Below are 17,563 nucleotides of genomic sequence, written 5' to 3' on the forward strand. Positions count from 1 at the left end.
CTTTCAGACGCACGGCTTCTTCCACGGCGATTTCGCAGAAGGGGTTCATCGACATTTTGACGTTGGCGAGATCGACGCCGGAATTGTCCGCCTTGACGCGAACCTTGACGTTGTAATCAACGACTCGCTTAACCGCTACAAGTACCTTCATGAGTGCCTCATTTTCGGATGGACCAAAACAAAACCCGCCAAAACGTGACTGAAAACTCCTTTTCATTCATATTAAGACCAAGGCGGGCCCGTCATTCAAAAGCCCTTTATCATGACGGCCGGCGCACAGACGGTCAATACTTGCAACCCGACCATAGGCGCAAAGGCGAGACAAACCGCCATCTTTGCATTGGAGGCGAAACAACTGGCTGTTATACTTCGCGGCTAATCGATCATGGAAGATCATTCGAAAATCGATACTTGTGACCGGCCTAGAGTTAGGAGATACATAGTGGAACGCGAATTCATGGAGTTTGACGTTGTCATCGTAGGTGCTGGCCCATCGGGCCTTGCAGCTGCATGTCGAATCAAGAAGCAGGCAGCTGAATCCGGCCAGGAAGTCAGCGTTTGCGTTGTTGAAAAAGGCTCCGAAGTCGGCGCGCACATTCTCTCCGGCGCCGTATTCGAACCCCGCGCCCTGGAAGAACTCTTCCCCGATTGGAAAGAGCTTGGCGCCCCGCTGAACACCCCGGTCACGCGTGATGACATTTATATGCTCACCAGTGCCGAAAAAGGCAGCCGCATCCCCGACCTCTTTGTGCCCAAGACCATGCACAACGAAGGTAACTACATCATCTCCCTCGGCAACCTCTGCCGCTGGCTGGCCGAGCAAGCCGAAGCCCTTGAGGTTGAAGTTTATCCCGGCTTTGCCGCACAGGAAGCGCTGATCGACGAGAACGGCGTGGTTCGCGGCATTCTGACCGGCGACCTGGGCGTTGACCGCGAAGGCAACCCGAAGGAAGGCTTCTACACCCCGGGCATGGAGCTGCGTGCGAAATACACACTGTTCGCCGAAGGCTGCCGTGGTCACATCGGCAAGCAGTTGATCAAGCGCTTCAACCTCGACTCCGAAGCCGACGCCCAGCATTACGGTATCGGTATCAAGGAAATCTGGGATATCGACCCAGCCAAGCACGAGCCGGGTCTGGTGGTACATACCGCTGGCTGGCCGCTGGACATCACCGGCACCGAAAACACCGGTGGTTCCTTCCTGTATCACATCGAGAACCATCAGGTAGTCGTGGGTCTGATCATTGATCTGTCCTATGCCAACCCGCATCTCTCGCCGTTCGACGAATTCCAGCGCTACAAGCATCACCCGGTAGTCAAGCAGTACCTGGAAGGCGGCAAGCGTGTTTCCTACGGCGCACGCGCCATCTGCAAAGGCGGTTTGAATTCGTTGCCGAAAATGGTCTTCCCTGGCGGCGCGCTGATCGGTTGCGATCTGGGCACCCTGAACTTCGCCAAGATCAAGGGCAGCCACACCGCCATGAAGTCCGGCATGCTGGCTGCTGACGCCGTTGTCGAAGCGCTGAAGGCCGGCCGCGAAGGCGGTGATGAACTGACCGGTTACGTTGATGGCTTCAAGGCCAGTTGGTTGTACGACGAGCTGTTTGCTTCACGCAACTTCGGCGCCGCGATTCACAAGTTCGGCCCGCTGATGGGTGGTGCATTCAACTATATCGATCAGAACTGGTTCGGCGGCAAGATCCCCTTCACGCTGCACGACAACAAGCCCGATTACGCCTGCATGAAAAAGGCATCGGAAGCCACCAAGATCAATTATCCCAAGCCTGATGGCGTGCTCAGCTTCGACAAGCTGTCTTCGGTGTTCATCTCCAACACCAACCACGAAGAAGATCAGCCGGTTCACCTGACACTGAAAGATCCGAGCATTCCGATCGAGAAGAACCTGCCGTTATACGATGAGCCTGCGCAGCGCTACTGCCCGGCCGGCGTTTATGAAGTCGTGACCGAAGACAACGGCGACAAGCGCTTCCAGATCAACGCGCAGAACTGCGTGCATTGCAAGACCTGCGACATCAAGGACCCCTCCCAGAATATCAACTGGGTGGCCCCTGAAGGTACTGGCGGCCCGAACTACCCGAACATGTAACGCGCGTCTGGGCGTTACAGCGGCAAGCTGCAAGCGACAAGAAAAACCCGGCCTCTGTGCCGGGTTTTTTGTTAGGGGATAATGCAGCTAGAAGCTGGAAGTCTTGCCTCGGTGTGAATTGCGAAGATGTTAGGCTGGTCGCGGCACTTTACTCAAGACGAACCCCTCCCAACTAAAAGAGCAAGCCGGCGACTTGAAAAAAGGGGGGGGGTAGCTTCTAGCTTCTAGCTTCTAGCTTCCAGCTTTAAGCCCCCCACCAGCCGACCAGTATGCGCGGTCGCGCCGCCTACCCCTACCCTACAACCAGCTCCAGGAAAAACCGGTGTAGACGCCAAAGCCCTCACCTGGCGTCAGGCGCGCAGCCTCTACGCCGTTGTCGTTGTAACCGGGCGTAACGGTGGCGGCGTAGCGCTCATCGGTCAGGTTGCGCAGCTCAAGCCAAGCCTGCCAGCTGGGGGCGTCGTAGCCCAGGGTGGCGCCAAAGATGGTGTAGGCGTCGGCGTTCCAGGAATTGGCGTAATCCACCGGCACTTTGGATGCGTGCTGCGCGTTCAGGCCGAGGTACACACCGGCGGAATGCTGATAGCGCAGCTCGCCTTGATAGTAATGCCGTGGCAGACCCGGCAGACGGCTGTCACCGAAGGCGTCATCGTCGCGGTAATGGAAGTCGCTGAAGGTATAGGCCTGACGCAGCGCCAACGCGCCCAGCTCACCGCCTTGCCATAGCGTGCTGGTCAACCCGGCCTCAATGCCTTGATGCACAGTCGGGCTGGCGTTCGACTCGGCAAAGATATTCGGCTCAACCTCAATGGTGAGCAGTTCGTGACGCACCTGCGCGTAGTAGTACGCCAGATCCCAGAGACCGATTAGCGAGTCACCGCGAGCGCCCACCTCAAAGGTGGTTGCGGTCTGATTATCCAGGCTCACTGGAGTGCTCTGGCGTCTACTCCAAGGCTGGGTAGTCTCATCGAACCGAATAGGCGAACCCCAGATCATCGACCACGGATGTGGCGGCTCAACCGAGCGCGAAAGATTGCCGTACACAGCAGCACCGGACTCCAATTGATAACGCAGCCCGAGGCGTGGCGCGTAGTCCCAAGTACTCTCAACCAGCCGCTCATCGGTATTCGGCCAAGTGACCTCCACCTCGCGTTGGGTATAGATCAGCGCCAGCCCGCTGGTAAGCCACAGCCTTGGAGCCAGCTCCAGCTCGTTGCTGACATGGAGCACGTTGTCCGACCCCTGATGTTCATATTTGCGCATCAGCGTGCCGACCGGATAGGTGACCGAGGGCTGGAGCCTGTCAGGCGTCCACACTTCATACGCCGTTTCTTTCGCGTCGCTGCTCGGCAGATTGGTCGTGGTTCGCCAACCAACCGTGGTATTGGCGTTGAGGCCAAACAGCTCGTGCTCACGCTTATAGTTCAGCGTTGCACTGATATCGCTGTAATCCACCCGGATGCGATACGGGCTCTCCATCAGATCCATCGGATAGTGGTGATACACCAAGCCCATTTCCAGCGTACTGACGTCGTCCAGTCGCAGCGTGGTCTTGTTCGCCAACCAGGTACTGCCGGGCTGCTCACGCTTGGCATCACGGGCGATATTGGCTGCGTTGGCCTGCGTCGGGTCATCGTCGATCTGCGATTGGGTCAGGCGCCCCGGCGACTGGTGCTCGGTTTCGCGATAACGCAGGAAAAAGCGGGTCTCCAGATCAGGGGTCAGCTGCAGACCCAGGTTGGCGACAACGCCCTTGCCGCTACCGGCAGCATGATCCTGCTGCCCGTCGTAGTGCAGATCGGTAACGCCCACATAGTAGTCCAGGTTGTCGATCACCTGACCCGACGCGACATGGCGCTTGAGGTAGCCGTCACTGCCCGCCTCCATGCGCAGTTGCAGACGCGGCGCATCAAAACCGCTGCGGGTGATGTAATCCACCGCGCCACCCAGCGCCAAGGCGCCGCGATCAAAGCCATTGGCGCCACGCAGCACCTCGGCACGGCTGAGCCACAAGGGTTCCAGCAATTCATAGGGCGTTCCCCCAGAACCCGTCAGCGGTAGACCGTCGAGCAAGATGTGACTGCCCGAGGCATGGGCGCCGGGGCCCCGATTGATACCCGAGCCGCGGATGCTGATCTTCACCCCTTCGTTACCCGGTGACTGGGCATACACACCCGGCTGATAGGCCAGCACATCCGCGACACCGGCAACCCTGCCCTGCTCTACCCGTTGCATGTCAATCAGATTGGTGCCGCCCGGCACTTCATTCAGCTGCTCACGCGCCAGAGCCACCTCGTCCAGCTTCACGCCGGAGATAGTAATGGCGTCGAGCTGCGCCGCGCCGTGCTCCTGTGCCGGCGCAGGAGAGGCAAACAAACACGCCAGACAAAGCGGCGCCAGACGGGTTGGCGGGGTCAACAAATTGGGCATGCGGCAACTCCAGCAGCGGGTAGACAAAACGCGGGCAGTGGCCTGCGGCAGTTTGGAATCGGCGCATTTTACTGGTTTACCCGGCCCCGACAACCAGCGCGTGATCTCGCATCCTGTTCCGCGATCAGCCGGAGAAATTTTTCAGATATAGCCAAGGCGCAGCGCCATGCCCCAGGTCGGCCGACGCATTTCATTGAACAGGGAGATCTTTCGCGCGTCCGCCGCTAGAGCAGCGAAGCTTCTTCACGCAAGGGGATTACATCCACTGCGACGCTGAGCACATGGTCGCCGCCGCCGGTCATCACCCCCTTGAGTGGGGTTACATCGGCGAAGTCGCGCCCCCAACCCAGCACAATGTAGCGCTCGTCGGGCATGCAGCCGTTGGTGGGATCGATTTCCAGCCAGCCCCAGCCTGGAATGAAAACGGCTGCCCAGGCATGAGTTGCATCCGCACCCAATAGTTTGATCTGGCCGGGCGGCGGTGAGGTTTCCATGTAGCCGCTGATATAGCGCGCAGCCAGCCCAAGTGAGCGCAGGCACCCGATGATCAGATGCGCGAAGTCCTGGCAAACCCCGCGCTTGTTGTCGAGCACGTCTGCCAGCGGTGTAGCAACCGTGGTGAACTCGGGATCGTAAACAAACTCATTGAATATCTTGCTATTGAGTTGCAGCACGGCATCGACCAGGTTGCGACCAGGGCTGAAGCAATCACGGGCATATTCCGCCAAGCGTTGATGCTGAAAGATAAAGGGTGAACTCAGCACATAAAGCCGCGCTTCAAGACAGTCCCGGTTGGTTTTACGCGGATCCTGCTGCAACTCCCCTGCTGCCGCCTCCCAGCCAATGCTGCTGAAAAAGTCTGCGGCCAGCCGCGGGCGCGTCACTATGTTACTGCTGACGGTGACATCTAGGCTGTCGTGCAGTGACTCGATGGAAAAGTAGACCACCTTGTTGCCAAAAAAATCGGTGCGTTCACGCAGGCGATCCGGCGTTGGGGAAATCACCAGTTGGGTATCGATGCAATGCTGCCACGGCAGATCGCGCGGCAGTATGCGCGCTTCGTTGTGGCTCAGCGTGACCGCGCCGCTGTATTCATAATGGGTGGTATGGCGTAGCTGGTATTTCATCACTGCCTCGGTCAGGGTTGCCCACTGTAATGCATGCTTACCAGCTGACGCGGCGCTTCAACGTGGCTGAAATGACTGTGCGAGAGCGCGTTCGACAACTCGGACATGGGTTCGATCAACTGGTCCAGCAGGTTACTCAAGGCGTCTCGCGCGTCTGCGGAGCCTTCCAGGTCAGTCAGGGTAGCAATATCGACCAGATGCAATGTGCTGGTCGCCTGGATTACCAGGCGCTGCTCGGTATTGCGGTAAGGCGAGCTGCCAGGCGAAGGCAGCTTGGCAATCTGCCGCTCCAGGCGCTTGAGCATATAGCCGATCGAACGCGGATTGGTTTCATCAAACAGCAGGAGATCCAGAATGGCCAAAGGATGCAGCTGCGAGCGGTAGCGCCGGCGATACACCGTCAGGTTGTCGGTCGTCGCCAGGACCACCTCCCACATCGGGATGCCCGGCTCCTCGGCTGTCAACAGCGCCAGTTTGAGCAACTCCAGCGAGCCCAGCATACGCTCGATAAAGCGGCCGATATCCAGAAAACGCCAGCCATAATGATGCGGCATTGTCTCGTTGCACAGACCGAAAAAGGCAGCCAGATCAAGCACCATGGCTTCGAGATGACGCTGGCCCACTACTATGCCGCGAGTACGCGACATACTGTTGAACTGCTGCCGCAGGCTGTTGATCGCACGCCAGGTATCGTCACCCAGATGATCACGCACCGCGCGGCTGTTACGCACAAAGTGACCGAAGAGCACAGGCAGGCCCTCGGGCAGGTCATCCGAAAACATCTGCAACAGGCGGTCCCGAGTCACTATGTACTCACGCGATACGCGGCCCGGCGCTGGCGCAGGCTCCGCTGTTTTCGTTTCATCCAGCTCGAGCGAAATCTCCAGCGCCCGTAACAGGTCCGGCATCAGGGTAGACCCACCCTCCTGACGATCGTCCTGCAACAGTCGCGCAAGCGACTCACGCAACAGGCGGGCGCGGCTATCCAGACGCTCACCATATCGGCCCAGCCAGAACAGGCTTTCTGCCACCCGGCACGGCAGGTCCTTGCCGTCGCGCGTCACCACTATGGGCCCCAGCGCCTGACGTAACAGGCTGATGTGCGGCTGCGGGACCGGCGCCAATACCCAGACATCCTTGACCAGGCGGCTCTTCATGAGCGGCGCACCGGCCTCCCCTTGCCACGCCAGACCGCCAGGCATGACGCGATAACTGCGCTCCGCCACCGGCTTGAGCAGGTCATCGGGCTCCATCAGGCTGAAGAACCGCAGCGTTGTATGCTGCCGTTCGAGGCTGCGCGTCTGCGGATTGAAGCCCGGCGTCACGCCCACTGCGATCTGACGCTGGGCAGTAAACAGATACGGATGGTGGCGTAGCTCTGCGCGCAGGTCGCGTAGCGCATCCAGGCCCATCTGGTCCGCCCGATAGAGCTTGCCCGGGCGGCTGATGTCGCGCAGCACCCATTCATCCAGCTCATCGTCAACCTGCGCCAGACTGTCGGCAGAGCCGCACCACAGGGTTTCGCGGCATGGCAGCAGCAGCTCTTCATCCAACAGCGCGCGGCACAGCTCCGGCAGGAAGGCCGACAGCCCGGGATGCTCGAGAATTCCGGCGCCCAGGGTGTTGGCGATGTGCACATTGCCGCAGCGCGCTGCCTGCAGCAAACCGGGCACGCCCAGTAGCGAGTCCGGGCGCAGCTCCAGCGGATCGCACCAGGGATCATTGATCTGTCGCAGGATGACGTCGACCTGCGTCAAGCCGCCCAGGGTGCGCATGGCCACCTGACCGTCACGCACCACCAGATCATCACCTTCGACCAGCGAGAAGTTCATGTAGTTGGCCAGCCAGGCATGCTCGAAATAGCCGGGGCTGCCGGGACCAGGCGATAGCAAAACGATGTTGGGCTGCTCGCGCTGGGTTTTTGCCAGACTTGCCAGACAGCGGTGCTGCGCCTGCAGGAACCCGGCAAGACGCTTGATGGGCGCATCGCGATAAATGCTGGGCAGGGCGCGCGCCAGGGTAATGCGGTTCTCCAGTGCGTAACCAACACCGGCCGGCGATTGGGTCCAGTCGCTCAGCACCTGCCAGGCGCCGCGCTCGTCGCGAATCACGTCGGTGCCATGAAAGATCAGCAGTGGTCGATCTACCTGGGCCGGGTCATCCGCTGCCGAAAACAGAAAGCCGGGATGAGTGAAGATCAGTTCCGGCGGCAGCAAGCCATCCTGGAACACCCGGCGTGCACCGTAAAGATCGTCCAACAGGTGTTCCAGCAGCCGACTGCGCTGGCGCAATCCAGCTTCGAGTTCGTGCCAGTCTTCGGTATTGATCACCCAGGGCACGCAATCGAGCTGCCAGGAGCGCAATTGCCCCGGATCATCTTCATAGGGGTTGAAGGTGACGCCGTTCTCGTGCAGCAGGTTCTGGGCTTCTTCGCTGCGGCTGACCAGAGTATCAGGGCCGAGACTGGCAATATCCTCCAGCAACGCCTGCCAATGCGCGCGCGGCTGCAGCTCGGCGTCGAGAAGCTCGTCGTGGCCGGAATGACCCGGATAATCCCCCAGCAAGGTTTTGAGCGGGGAGACTGCGTTACCTGCCTGTTGCATGCAAAGCTTCCTGAAGACCGCCGATGACAGCGGCCCGGCGCTAGGGGGTGTAGTCAGCCATTATAAACCAGGGCTGGCCACTACGGCACGGCGCAAATCCAGAGTGTGCGGATATTCCTGCCCCGGCGCCTGGCGAACCTCGGCCATTGAACCCTGCGTGTGGCCATAATCCCAGAAACGCGTCATACGCCGCGCTTCGGCTTCGTTGGCGTTCACCGGGAAGGTTTCATAGCCGCGGCCGCCGGGATGCACCACGTGGTAGGTGCATCCGCCCACCGAGCGCTGATTCCAGTTGTCCACCAGATCAAACACCAGCGGCGCCTGAATGGTGATCATCGGATGCAGCGCCGAGGGCGGTTGCCACGCCCTGAATCGCACGGCTGCCACCGCTTCTCCGCTCACGCCAGTGGGCTGCAACGGCACCTTGTAACCATTGCAGGTCAAGGTATAGCGCGCCGCGTTGAAGTCCCTCACCTTTACTTCCATGCGCTCGACCGAGGAATCGACGTAGCGCGCGGTACCGCCCCCACTCACTTCCTCGCCCAATACATGCCAGGGCTCAATAGCCTGGCGTAGTTCAATGCGTACATCGCCATACTGCACCTCACCGGCGTGCGGGAAGCGGAACTCCAGAAAAGGTGCAAACCACTCATCCTTGAAGGCAAAGCCATGCGCGCGCAAATCCGCGAGCACATCGCACAGGTCTTTCCAGATGTAATGGGGCATCATCCATTTGTCGTGTAGCGCTGTGCCCCAGCGCGCGAGGGGTTGTCGATAGGGTTCGGCATAGAAGCGTGCCACCAGCGCGCGAATCAACAGCTGCTGCATCAAGCTCATGCGCGCATGGGGCGGCATTTCAAAGCCGCGCAGCTCAAGCAGCCCTAAACGTCCGGTGGCACTGTCAGGCGAATACATCTTGTCGACGCAGAACTCTGCACGGTGGGTATTGCCGGTGATGTCGGTCAGCAGATTGCGTACCAGCCGGTCGACCAGCCAGGGCTGCGGCACATCCCCTTCGGGGATCTGCGCTAAAGCGATTTCCAGCTCATACAGGGCTTCATGCCGTGCCTCGTCAATGCGCGGAGCCTGACTGGTCGGACCCAGAAACATGCCCGAGAAAAGGTATGAGAGGCTCGGATGGTGCTGCCAGAAGGTCAGCATGCTGGCCAGCAGGTCCGGGCGACGCAGGAAGGGCGAGTCCGCCGGCGTGCGCCCGCCCAGAGTCACGTGGTTGCCACCGCCGGTACCCGTGTGCCGTCCATCAAGCATGAATTTCTCCGTGCCCAAACGGGTGAGGCGCGCCTCTTCGTAGAGGATTTCGGTGTTTTTTACCAGATCAGGCCAGTTGCCCGCCGGCATGACGTTGACCTCGATCACCCCGGGGTCGGGCGTGATCATGAATTTCTCGATACGGGTGTCCGCTGGCGGTGCATAGCCCTCTATGCACAGAGGCATCTTCAGCTCCGCGGCGGTCTGCTCAAGGGTCGCCAGCAAAGAAAGATAACTCTCCAACAGCGTCAGCGGTGGCATGAAGACAAACAGCTTGCCGTCGCGTGGTTCTACGCATAGGGCGGTGCCTATGATGCCCTCTTCCTCGACGGGCACCTGCTCCTGCCATTGCTGGCCGGCGGCCACCTGATGGGTGCCCTGCCCGCTGGCACCGCTGCTCGGTTTCTGCAGAGCACTGTAAAGGCGCGCCACTTCCCCATGAATGTCGCTCAGTTCCTTGACCTGCTCGAACAGAGATGCGGCCTGCGGCTCTTCCCGCTTCTTCTCCGGCAGTGCCGCCAAAGGCAGGCGCAGCCCCATGGGCGAGTCGCCGGGGATTAGATACAGATGCTCACGGCGCAGCGGCCATTCACCTGTCTGCCATAGGTTCTTCGCCTTGCCAGCCGCCAGCGGCAGCGCAAACCCGGTGACTTCATCCAGGCCCTGTTCCAGCAGCCGTGCCAGACGCCTACGGGTTTCATCGTTCTTGAGATCTTCGTTGACCAGGTCGATATCAGCCGGCAGCGTCTGTTCAATCCACAGGTAATAGTAGGCATCTTCATAGCAGGGAATGAGGAACTGGGCCGAAAGGCCAAGCCGTCTGACCAGGGTTTCTGCAAAGAGCTGCGCCTCGGCACCGCCGTAGCCATAATCCTTTTCCATATCGGCCAGCCATTGATCGTCCTGCCACATGGGCTTGCCGTCACGGCGCCAGTAACAGGCCAGAGCCCAGCGCGGCAAGGGTTCGCCCGGATACCACTTGCCCTGCTGATAGTGAATGAGTGAACGCGGTGCATAGTGCGGACGCAGGCGCCTTAACAGCGCCTCGGAAAGCCCTCTTTTGGTCGGCCCCTGCGCAGCTATGGTCCATTCTGGTGCATCCATGTCGTCGATGGACACAAAGGTCGGCTCCCCGCCCATGGTCAAACGTACGTCCTGCTCATCCAAATGGCTGTCCACCATGGCGCCCAGCGCGCTGATTTCCTGCCATTGCTCATCACTGTAGGGCAGGGTCACGCGCGGATCTTCATGCACCCTGGTGACGCTCATTTGAAAATCAAAGGTCACTTCGCACTTGCCGGTCGCCCCGGTAATGGGCGCAGCGGCACTGGGTTCGGGCGTGGCCGCCAGCGGCAAATGGCCTTCGCCGGCGAACAGACCCGAGGTCGGATCAAGGCCAACCCAGCCCGCGCCCGGCAGAAACACCTCGGTCCAGGCGTGCAGGTCGGTAAAGTCGACGTCGGTGCCCGAGGGGCCGTCCAACGCCTTGACATCAGCAGTCAACTGGATCAAATAGCCAGACACAAATCGTGCGGCAAGGCCAAGATTGCGCAGTATCTGCACCAACAACCAGGCCGAGTCTCGGCACGAGCCGCGCAGCAGTTCAAGGGTTTCCTCAATCGTCTGAACCCCAGGCTCCATACGAATCAGGTAGGCAATATCCTGCGATAGGCGCTGGTTAATCTCGACCAGAAAATCGCTTACCGTCATTTCCTTGGTACTGACATCCTCCAGCCACTTGCGCAGCCGCGGGCCGGGCTTCTCTGCCTCAAGATAGGGGCTCAGCTCCTTTTTCAGGTCTGCGCTGTACTCGAAAGGGAAGGTTTCGGCGTACTCTTCCACAAAGAAGTCGAAGGGATTGATCACCGTCATAGGCGCTATCAATTCCACATCGATATGCAGCCTTTCCATCTTCTCTGGAAACACCAGCCGGGCAATGTGATTACCAAAAGGATCCTGCTGCCAATTGATAAAGTACTCGCCTCCGCTAACCTTGAGGCTGTAGGCGTCAATCGGCGTGCGACAGTGCGGTGCCGGCTTGAGCCGGATCTGGTGGGGTGCGACAGTGACCGGGCGATCAAAGTCGTAATGCGTGGAGTGCCTGAGTGCTACACGGATAGTCATGCTTGATGATCCCGGTTGTATGGTCGGCAGATGCGTTGCCAGAACAAAGCAATGGCTATGCCAACACCTTGGATGATACGGACCGAATACGCACGTGATTTCTTAACACCACAATGTGACACTCACCAATACGGCTGTAGAACCTGGTTTCCAATCTGGCTACCCAATGCAGGGTGCGCCAACCATTCACCTGGTGTTATCTGGTATGGCAATTGCAAAGCATCTGCCATCCCTCCCCTAGCGGACAGAGTAGCTGAATGAGCAAAGTAAACTGGGAAAATTACCTATCCAAGGGCTTCTACGACGAACTCATCAAGGCGCCCGGGCAGCCGAGGCAGGAAGCCGACCTGCTATGCCGATACCTCGCCAATCTTGATGCGCGCGAGCTGGCCGAACACAAGACGGCGGCCGAGGTAGCCATTCAGTTGATGGGCATCACCTTTACCGTCTACACCGAAGGCAACATGATCGACCGCGCCTGGCCCTTCGACATAGTGCCGCGCATCATCCCCCTGAGCGAATGGCAGAAGACCGACGCCGGTCTGAAGCAGCGCGTACAGGCGCTCAACATGTTTATCGACGATCTTTACCACGACCAGAAGATCATCAAGGACAAGGTAGTACCCGCCGAGGTGCTCGCGCAATCGGTCAACTTCCGTCCGCAGTGCGTGGGGATATCTACGCCGCACAACGTCTGGGCCCATATCTGCGGCTCGGATCTGGTGCGCGACAACGACGGCACGCTCTACGTGCTGGAAGACAATCTACGGGTACCCTCGGGCGTGTCCTACATGCTGGAGAACCGCAACGTCACCAAACGCGTGCTGCCGGACCTGTTCGCCAGCGGCCGCATCCAGCCGGTAGACGACTACACCTCCCAGCTTTACGACATGCTCGCCTCGCTATCGCCACGCCCCGGAGACGACCCCAATATCGTGATTCTCACGCCGGGGATCTACAACTCCGCGTACTACGAGCATTCCTATCTGGCCGCGCAGATGGGCGTGCAGCTGGTGGAGGGTCCGGATCTGGTGGTGGGCGATGACGACTGCGTCTATATGCGGCTGATCGATGGTCTCAAGCGAGTAGACGTCATCTATCGCCGCGTCGACGACATGTTCATTGACCCGGAGGTGTTCAACCCCGACTCCATGCTGGGCGTGCGCGGGCTGATGCGCGCCTGGCGCAAGGGCAACGTGGCGCTGGCCAATGCGCCGGGGGCTGGCGTAGCCGACGACAAGGTGGTCTACGCCTTTGTACCCAAGATCATCGAGTATTACCTGGGAGAAGAACCGCTGCTACCAAACGTGCCGAGCTACTTGTGCATGTTTGAAGACGATATGAAGTATGTGCTGGCGAACCTCGACAAGTTGGTCGTCAAGCCGGCCAACGAGTCCGGCGGCTACGGCATGCTGATCGGCCCGCATGCCAGCAACAAGGAGCGCGCCAAGTTCGCCGAGTTGATCAAGGCAGACCCACGCAACTATATGGCGCAGCCCACGCTCAGCCTGTCTACCTCGCCCACCTTGTGCGGCAAGGAGATGGAGCCCAGGCACGTCGACCTGCGCCCTTTCATCCTGTCCGGCGAAAACAACTGGGTTACCACCGGCGGACTCACTCGCGTAGCTCTCACCAAGGGCTCCCTGTTGGTGAATTCATCCCAGGGCGGTGGCAGCAAAGACACCTGGATCGTTGACCTGGCGGGGAACTGAATGATGCTTTCACGTGTAGCCGAAAACGTATACTGGCTTGCCCGCTACCTGGAACGCGCCGAAGACACCGCGCGTCTGCTTAGCGTCAACAGTCACCTGTTGCTCGACCTGCCGCGCACCACCGAGCTGGGCTGGTCGGAGATCATTGCCATCACCGGCAACGACGAATTGTTCGACGAGTACTACCCCACCCGCGATGAAGCCAGTGTGCTGACCTTCATGTGTGGCGACCGGCGCTACCCCGGCTCGATTCTCAGCTCACTGAGCGCGGCGCGCGAAAACCTGCGCACCACCCGCGACGTGATTCCGCGCGAGATCTGGGAAGAGGTCAACCAAATGTATCTCAACGTCAAGGAACAGGTGGGCTCCGGCATCACCCCGCGGCGCCGCGACGCCTTTCTTGGCCGGGTGATTCGCAGCTGTCAGACGGTCAACGGTCTGATCGAGAGCACCCTGAGCTACACCCAGGTCCGTTCCTTCCTGATGCTGGGTCGGCAGCTTGAGCGCGCTGATATGACCACCCGCATTCTGGATGTGCGCTCCGCCAACCTGTTGCCGCGCAGCCCCGAGGATCTGACGCCCTTCGAAACCCTGCAATGGATGAGCGTGCTCAAATCCCTCAGCGGTTATCAGATGTATCGCCAGCACGTGCGATTGCGTATTCGCGGGCCTGACGTTCTGCAGTTTCTGCTGCAGGACCGGCTGTTTCCACGCAGCGTGGCCTGTGCGCTCGAACGCCTGGCCAATGCCCTGCTCACCCTGCCCCGCCACGAAGCGGCCTTGAACGAGGTGGAAACCTGCCGACAGGATCTGGCCAAGGCCGAGATCGGCGTGCTCGCCGCCGAACCAGATCGCCTGCACGCGTTCGTCGACGATATTCAGGTCGACTTTGATGACCTGCACGAGGCTATTCGTCAGACCTACTTTGCCGAGCTCGAAGAAAGCGCGCAAACTCAGTCTCAGTCGCAATCTTAAGCCAGCGGCGCGCGTCAGCGCGCCCGCGCTAAAGCACAGGTAGAGACAGATGAGTTATTTTGATCAGTTGGTCCGTGCCACCGAAGGCCAACAGCTGTTTGACTACCAGCCAACCGGCCAGGTGCATCGCTGCCAGTGCGGCCAAGCGGTATTTTTCAACAACACCCAGTGCCTGCGCTGCGGCGCAGAACTGGGGTATTACCCACTCAAAGGTCGTCTTTTCAGCCTGGAGCCCGCCAGCGAAAAGGACCTCTGGCATTTGCAGGCGGATACTGAACAGCCCAGGCGCAGTTATCATCGTTGTCAGAACCTGAAGGCGCCCGCTGCCTGCAATTGGCTGGTAACCGGCGACAGCAGTTCGCCCTTTTGCCTGGCCTGCGCGCTGAACGAGACCATTCCGGATCTGAGCCTGGATGAAAACGCCCGCCTCTGGTACGAAACCGAAGTAGCCAAACGCCGCCTCGTTGCCCAACTGTTAATGCTCGGCTTGCCGGTCATACCGCGCAGTGCTGATCCGGAGCAGGGGCTTGGCTTTGACTTTCTGCGCCAGCAGCCCGGTGAAGATCCGATCATGACCGGTCACATGAACGGCATGATCACGCTGAACATTGATGAAGCAGACCCAGCGCACCGCGAGCGCATGCGACTAAACATGCACGAGCCCTACCGCACCATGCTGGGCCACTTCCGCCATGAGAGCGGGCATTATTACTGGGATCGACTGGTACGCGACACGCACTGGCTGACGCCCTGCCGCGACCTGTTTGGCGATGATCGCGAAGACTATCAGGCGGCACTGAAGCGGCATTACAACGACGGTCCGCCTGCCAATTGGAAAGATCATTTCATCAGCAGTTACGCTGCGACCCACCCCTGGGAAGACTGGGCCGAAACCTGGGCGCACTATCTGCACATGACCGACACCTTGAATGCCGCGCTGGACTTCGGTTTGCAGCTCGACACCGTGACGCTGCAAACCGACCCGTTCGACAGCAGCCAGTTACCCGCCCTTGAGTACGGTGAGGATGACCGCCCGCGCTTTCTCGCATTCGTAAACCGCTGGGTGCAGCTGAGCAGCGTGCTCAACGTGCTGGCCCGCAGCATGGGCCAGCAGGATCTCTACCCCTTTGTGCTTACGGTAGACAGCATGCGCAAGCTGTACCTGGTGCATTCTGTGGTCGCCAGCGCCGGCCAGCCTGCCAGTCAGCCCGCCGGCTAAGCTTGGTCAGGCCGCGATGATCGGAATCAGTCGGGGCCGAAGCGGGCTATCCGGGAGCGGCGGCAGGCCATGAGCCGCCCTCGCCTGCTGACATCCGGGGCTGTCCAGGCCATTTTCGCCGTGATACGGGAAGTCGCGGCACGGGCTCGAACGCTTTTCATAGATGCTGCAACGCGTGCCCTCGCCCACGGTGCCCAGTAGCGCCACGCAGCGCGGCTTGGGCTGGTTGGTGCCCTGCATGCAGGCGCGATAGGGGGAAATCTGTTCGGTAAGCTGGGTGGGTACGTCACCGCCGGGCGCGCTGTCCGTCTCGCCCCAATAGAAAGAAACCCTGAAAGTGGCGCAACAGGCACCGCAATTCAGACAGGGCGATTGTTCGCTCATTTCATCGCAACCCTCATTTTGCTTCGGTGCGGCTTTTTACACCGAATTCAGGGCACTTAACAACGGATTTCAGCGACGGCGAGCGACTATTTTCCAGTCCGCATCAGAGCGCTGGATGATGCGCCATTCGCGGCTCTCGGGGGTTTCTGTTGGCGCCGCAGACAGGCTACTATCAAGTCATTGATCAATAACCGGAATTCCCCATGGAACAGAGCAACAGCATCGCCGGAATGGACCTTGAACGCCTGGATCGGATTGGCGACCACCTGCAGCGCGCGTACCTCGAACCGGGCAGACTCCCAGGCACCCTCACGCTGGTCGCCCGGCGTGGCGAGATCACCTGGCTCAAGGCGCAGGGCCTGCGCGATGTGGAGCGACGCCTGCCGGTGGAGCGCGACACGCTGTTTCGCATCTACTCAATGACCAAGCCGATCACCTCCATCGCCTTGATGCAGCTGTACGAACAGGGGCGCTTTCTGCTCGACGAGCCGGTGCACAAATACATACCCGCCTGGAAAGATCTGCGCGTCTACAAGACCGGCAGCCACCCGCAGATGCTGACTACCGCGCCGCAGCGCCCAATGACCATCCGCGATCTGCTGACCCACCAGTCCGGCTTGACCTACGGTTTCATGAACCGCACCAACGTGGATGCTGCCTACCGCAGCCTGAAACTCGACGGCGGCCCCGGGCATACCCTGGATCGCTTGATCGACGAGCTGTCGCGTCTGCCGCTTGAGTTCTCGCCCGGCACCGCCTGGGGCTACTCGGTCGCCACCGATGTCTGCGGCTACCTGGTGCAGATCCTTTCCGGCCTGACGCTGGATGAATACTTTGCCCAGCACATCTTCCAGCCCTTGGGCATGCCCGACACTTTCTTCACCGTGCCGCAAGATAAACTGCACCGCTTCGCGGCCTGCTATCAATATCAGCCGGGCGATACTTTCAGCCTGCAGGACGACCCGCAGAACTCGGCCTTTGCCAAGGCGCACGGTTATCTTTCCGGCGGGGGCGGCCTGGTCTCCTGCATCGATGACTACTACCGCTTCGCCCAGGCCCTGGCCAACGGCGGCGAGCTGGACGGCGCGCGCATCATCGGCCGCAAGACGCTCGAGTTCATGCGCATGAACCATCTGCCCGGCAGCCAGGACCTGCCCGGAGTAGCCACCGGCTCATTCAGTGAAACGCCCTACGACGGCACCGGCTTTGGCCTGGGGTTTTCGGTCAAGACCGACGTAGCCAAGTCGCAAACCGTAGGTTCAATGGGTGAATACGGCTGGGGCGGCATGGCCAGCACCAACTTCTTTATCGATCCGGTCGAGGATTTGCTGATGATCTTCATGACGCAGCTGATTCCGTCTTCCACCTATGCGGTGCGGCAGGAGTTGCGGGCGATCATCAATGGGGCTTTGGTGGATTGAGTTTTTGATTGCGGCATGAATGTACGCCGAATGTCGTAGGGCCGACAACGCCATCGCCCTTTCCGCCATGGTGGGTGGCTTCGGCCACCCACCCTACGATTAGGATGTGGTGGTTTGGCATTTTTCCCAGGCTTCGAGCTGCGGTGGTTAGCTCACTTTCGATTTCGCCTCTAGGCGAGTCAAGGGGGCATG

At 59.9% G+C, this 17,563-nt stretch carries 10 protein-coding genes and 1 pseudogene; 5 read left to right on the forward strand and 6 right to left on the reverse strand.

Features of this window, described 5'->3' with window-relative positions:
* A pseudogene (locus tag V7756_RS12910) lies at positions 1–151 on the reverse strand (electron transfer flavoprotein subunit beta/FixA family protein); the annotation flags it as partial.
* A gap of 291 nt (positions 152–442) precedes the next feature.
* On the opposite strand from V7756_RS12910, the gene V7756_RS12915 reads away from it, so the two are divergent.
* A complete protein-coding gene (locus tag V7756_RS12915; protein WP_335610597.1) occupies positions 443–2,107 on the forward strand; it encodes an electron transfer flavoprotein-ubiquinone oxidoreductase in 1,665 nt (554 codons plus the stop codon).
* A gap of 297 nt (positions 2,108–2,404) precedes the next feature.
* Here V7756_RS12915 and V7756_RS12920 read toward each other — a convergent pair whose 3' ends face one another.
* From V7756_RS12920 to V7756_RS12935, 4 genes are all read right to left on the reverse strand, one after another.
* Positions 2,405–4,537, reverse strand: a complete 2,133-nt coding sequence (locus V7756_RS12920) for a TonB-dependent receptor family protein (RefSeq protein ID WP_335610598.1) — start codon at positions 4,535–4,537, stop codon at positions 2,405–2,407.
* Between the two features lie 224 nt (positions 4,538–4,761).
* Positions 4,762–5,664 carry a transglutaminase family protein gene (locus tag V7756_RS12925; RefSeq protein ID WP_335610599.1) on the reverse strand — a complete coding sequence of 301 codons (903 nt, stop codon included), beginning with the start codon at positions 5,662–5,664 and terminating at the stop codon, positions 4,762–4,764.
* Positions 5,665–5,675: 11 nt separating this feature from the next.
* Positions 5,676–8,267 carry a circularly permuted type 2 ATP-grasp protein gene (locus V7756_RS12930; RefSeq protein ID WP_335610600.1) on the reverse strand — a complete coding sequence of 864 codons (2,592 nt, stop codon included), beginning with the start codon at positions 8,265–8,267 and terminating at the stop codon, positions 5,676–5,678.
* 60 nt (positions 8,268–8,327) lie between these two features.
* Entirely contained in the window at positions 8,328–11,660 is a 3,333-nt protein-coding gene (locus tag V7756_RS12935) for a transglutaminase family protein (RefSeq protein WP_335610601.1), read from the reverse strand.
* Positions 11,661–11,917: 257 nt separating this feature from the next.
* Here V7756_RS12935 and V7756_RS12940 point away from each other — a divergent pair, with 257 nt between their 5' ends.
* The 3 genes from V7756_RS12940 to V7756_RS12950 are packed head-to-tail and all read left to right on the forward strand — an operon-like array spanning position 11,918 to position 15,566.
* Positions 11,918–13,372 (forward strand): circularly permuted type 2 ATP-grasp protein, encoded by a 1,455-nt coding sequence (locus V7756_RS12940; RefSeq protein ID WP_335610602.1) that lies wholly within the window; start codon positions 11,918–11,920, stop codon positions 13,370–13,372.
* The gene (locus V7756_RS12945) at positions 13,373–14,347 is read left to right on the forward strand and encodes an alpha-E domain-containing protein (RefSeq protein WP_335610603.1); all 975 of its coding nucleotides are present in this window, start codon (positions 13,373–13,375) and stop codon (positions 14,345–14,347) included.
* A gap of 49 nt (positions 14,348–14,396) precedes the next feature.
* Entirely contained in the window at positions 14,397–15,566 is a 1,170-nt protein-coding gene (locus tag V7756_RS12950; protein WP_335610604.1) for a zinc-binding metallopeptidase family protein, read from the forward strand.
* A 6-nt stretch (positions 15,567–15,572) separates the two neighbouring features.
* On the opposite strand, the gene V7756_RS12955 is transcribed toward V7756_RS12950, so the two are convergent.
* The gene (locus V7756_RS12955) at positions 15,573–15,950 is read right to left on the reverse strand and encodes a YkgJ family cysteine cluster protein (protein WP_335610605.1); all 378 of its coding nucleotides are present in this window, start codon (positions 15,948–15,950) and stop codon (positions 15,573–15,575) included.
* Between the two features lie 203 nt (positions 15,951–16,153).
* On the opposite strand from V7756_RS12955, the gene V7756_RS12960 reads away from it, so the two are divergent.
* Positions 16,154–17,371, forward strand: a complete 1,218-nt coding sequence (locus tag V7756_RS12960) for a serine hydrolase domain-containing protein (RefSeq protein ID WP_335610606.1) — start codon at positions 16,154–16,156, stop codon at positions 17,369–17,371.
* Positions 17,372–17,563 lie beyond the last annotated feature (192 nt).

This window comes from Halopseudomonas sp. (assembly GCF_036961105.1).
Taxonomy (GTDB): Bacteria; Pseudomonadota; Gammaproteobacteria; order Pseudomonadales; family Pseudomonadaceae; genus Halopseudomonas.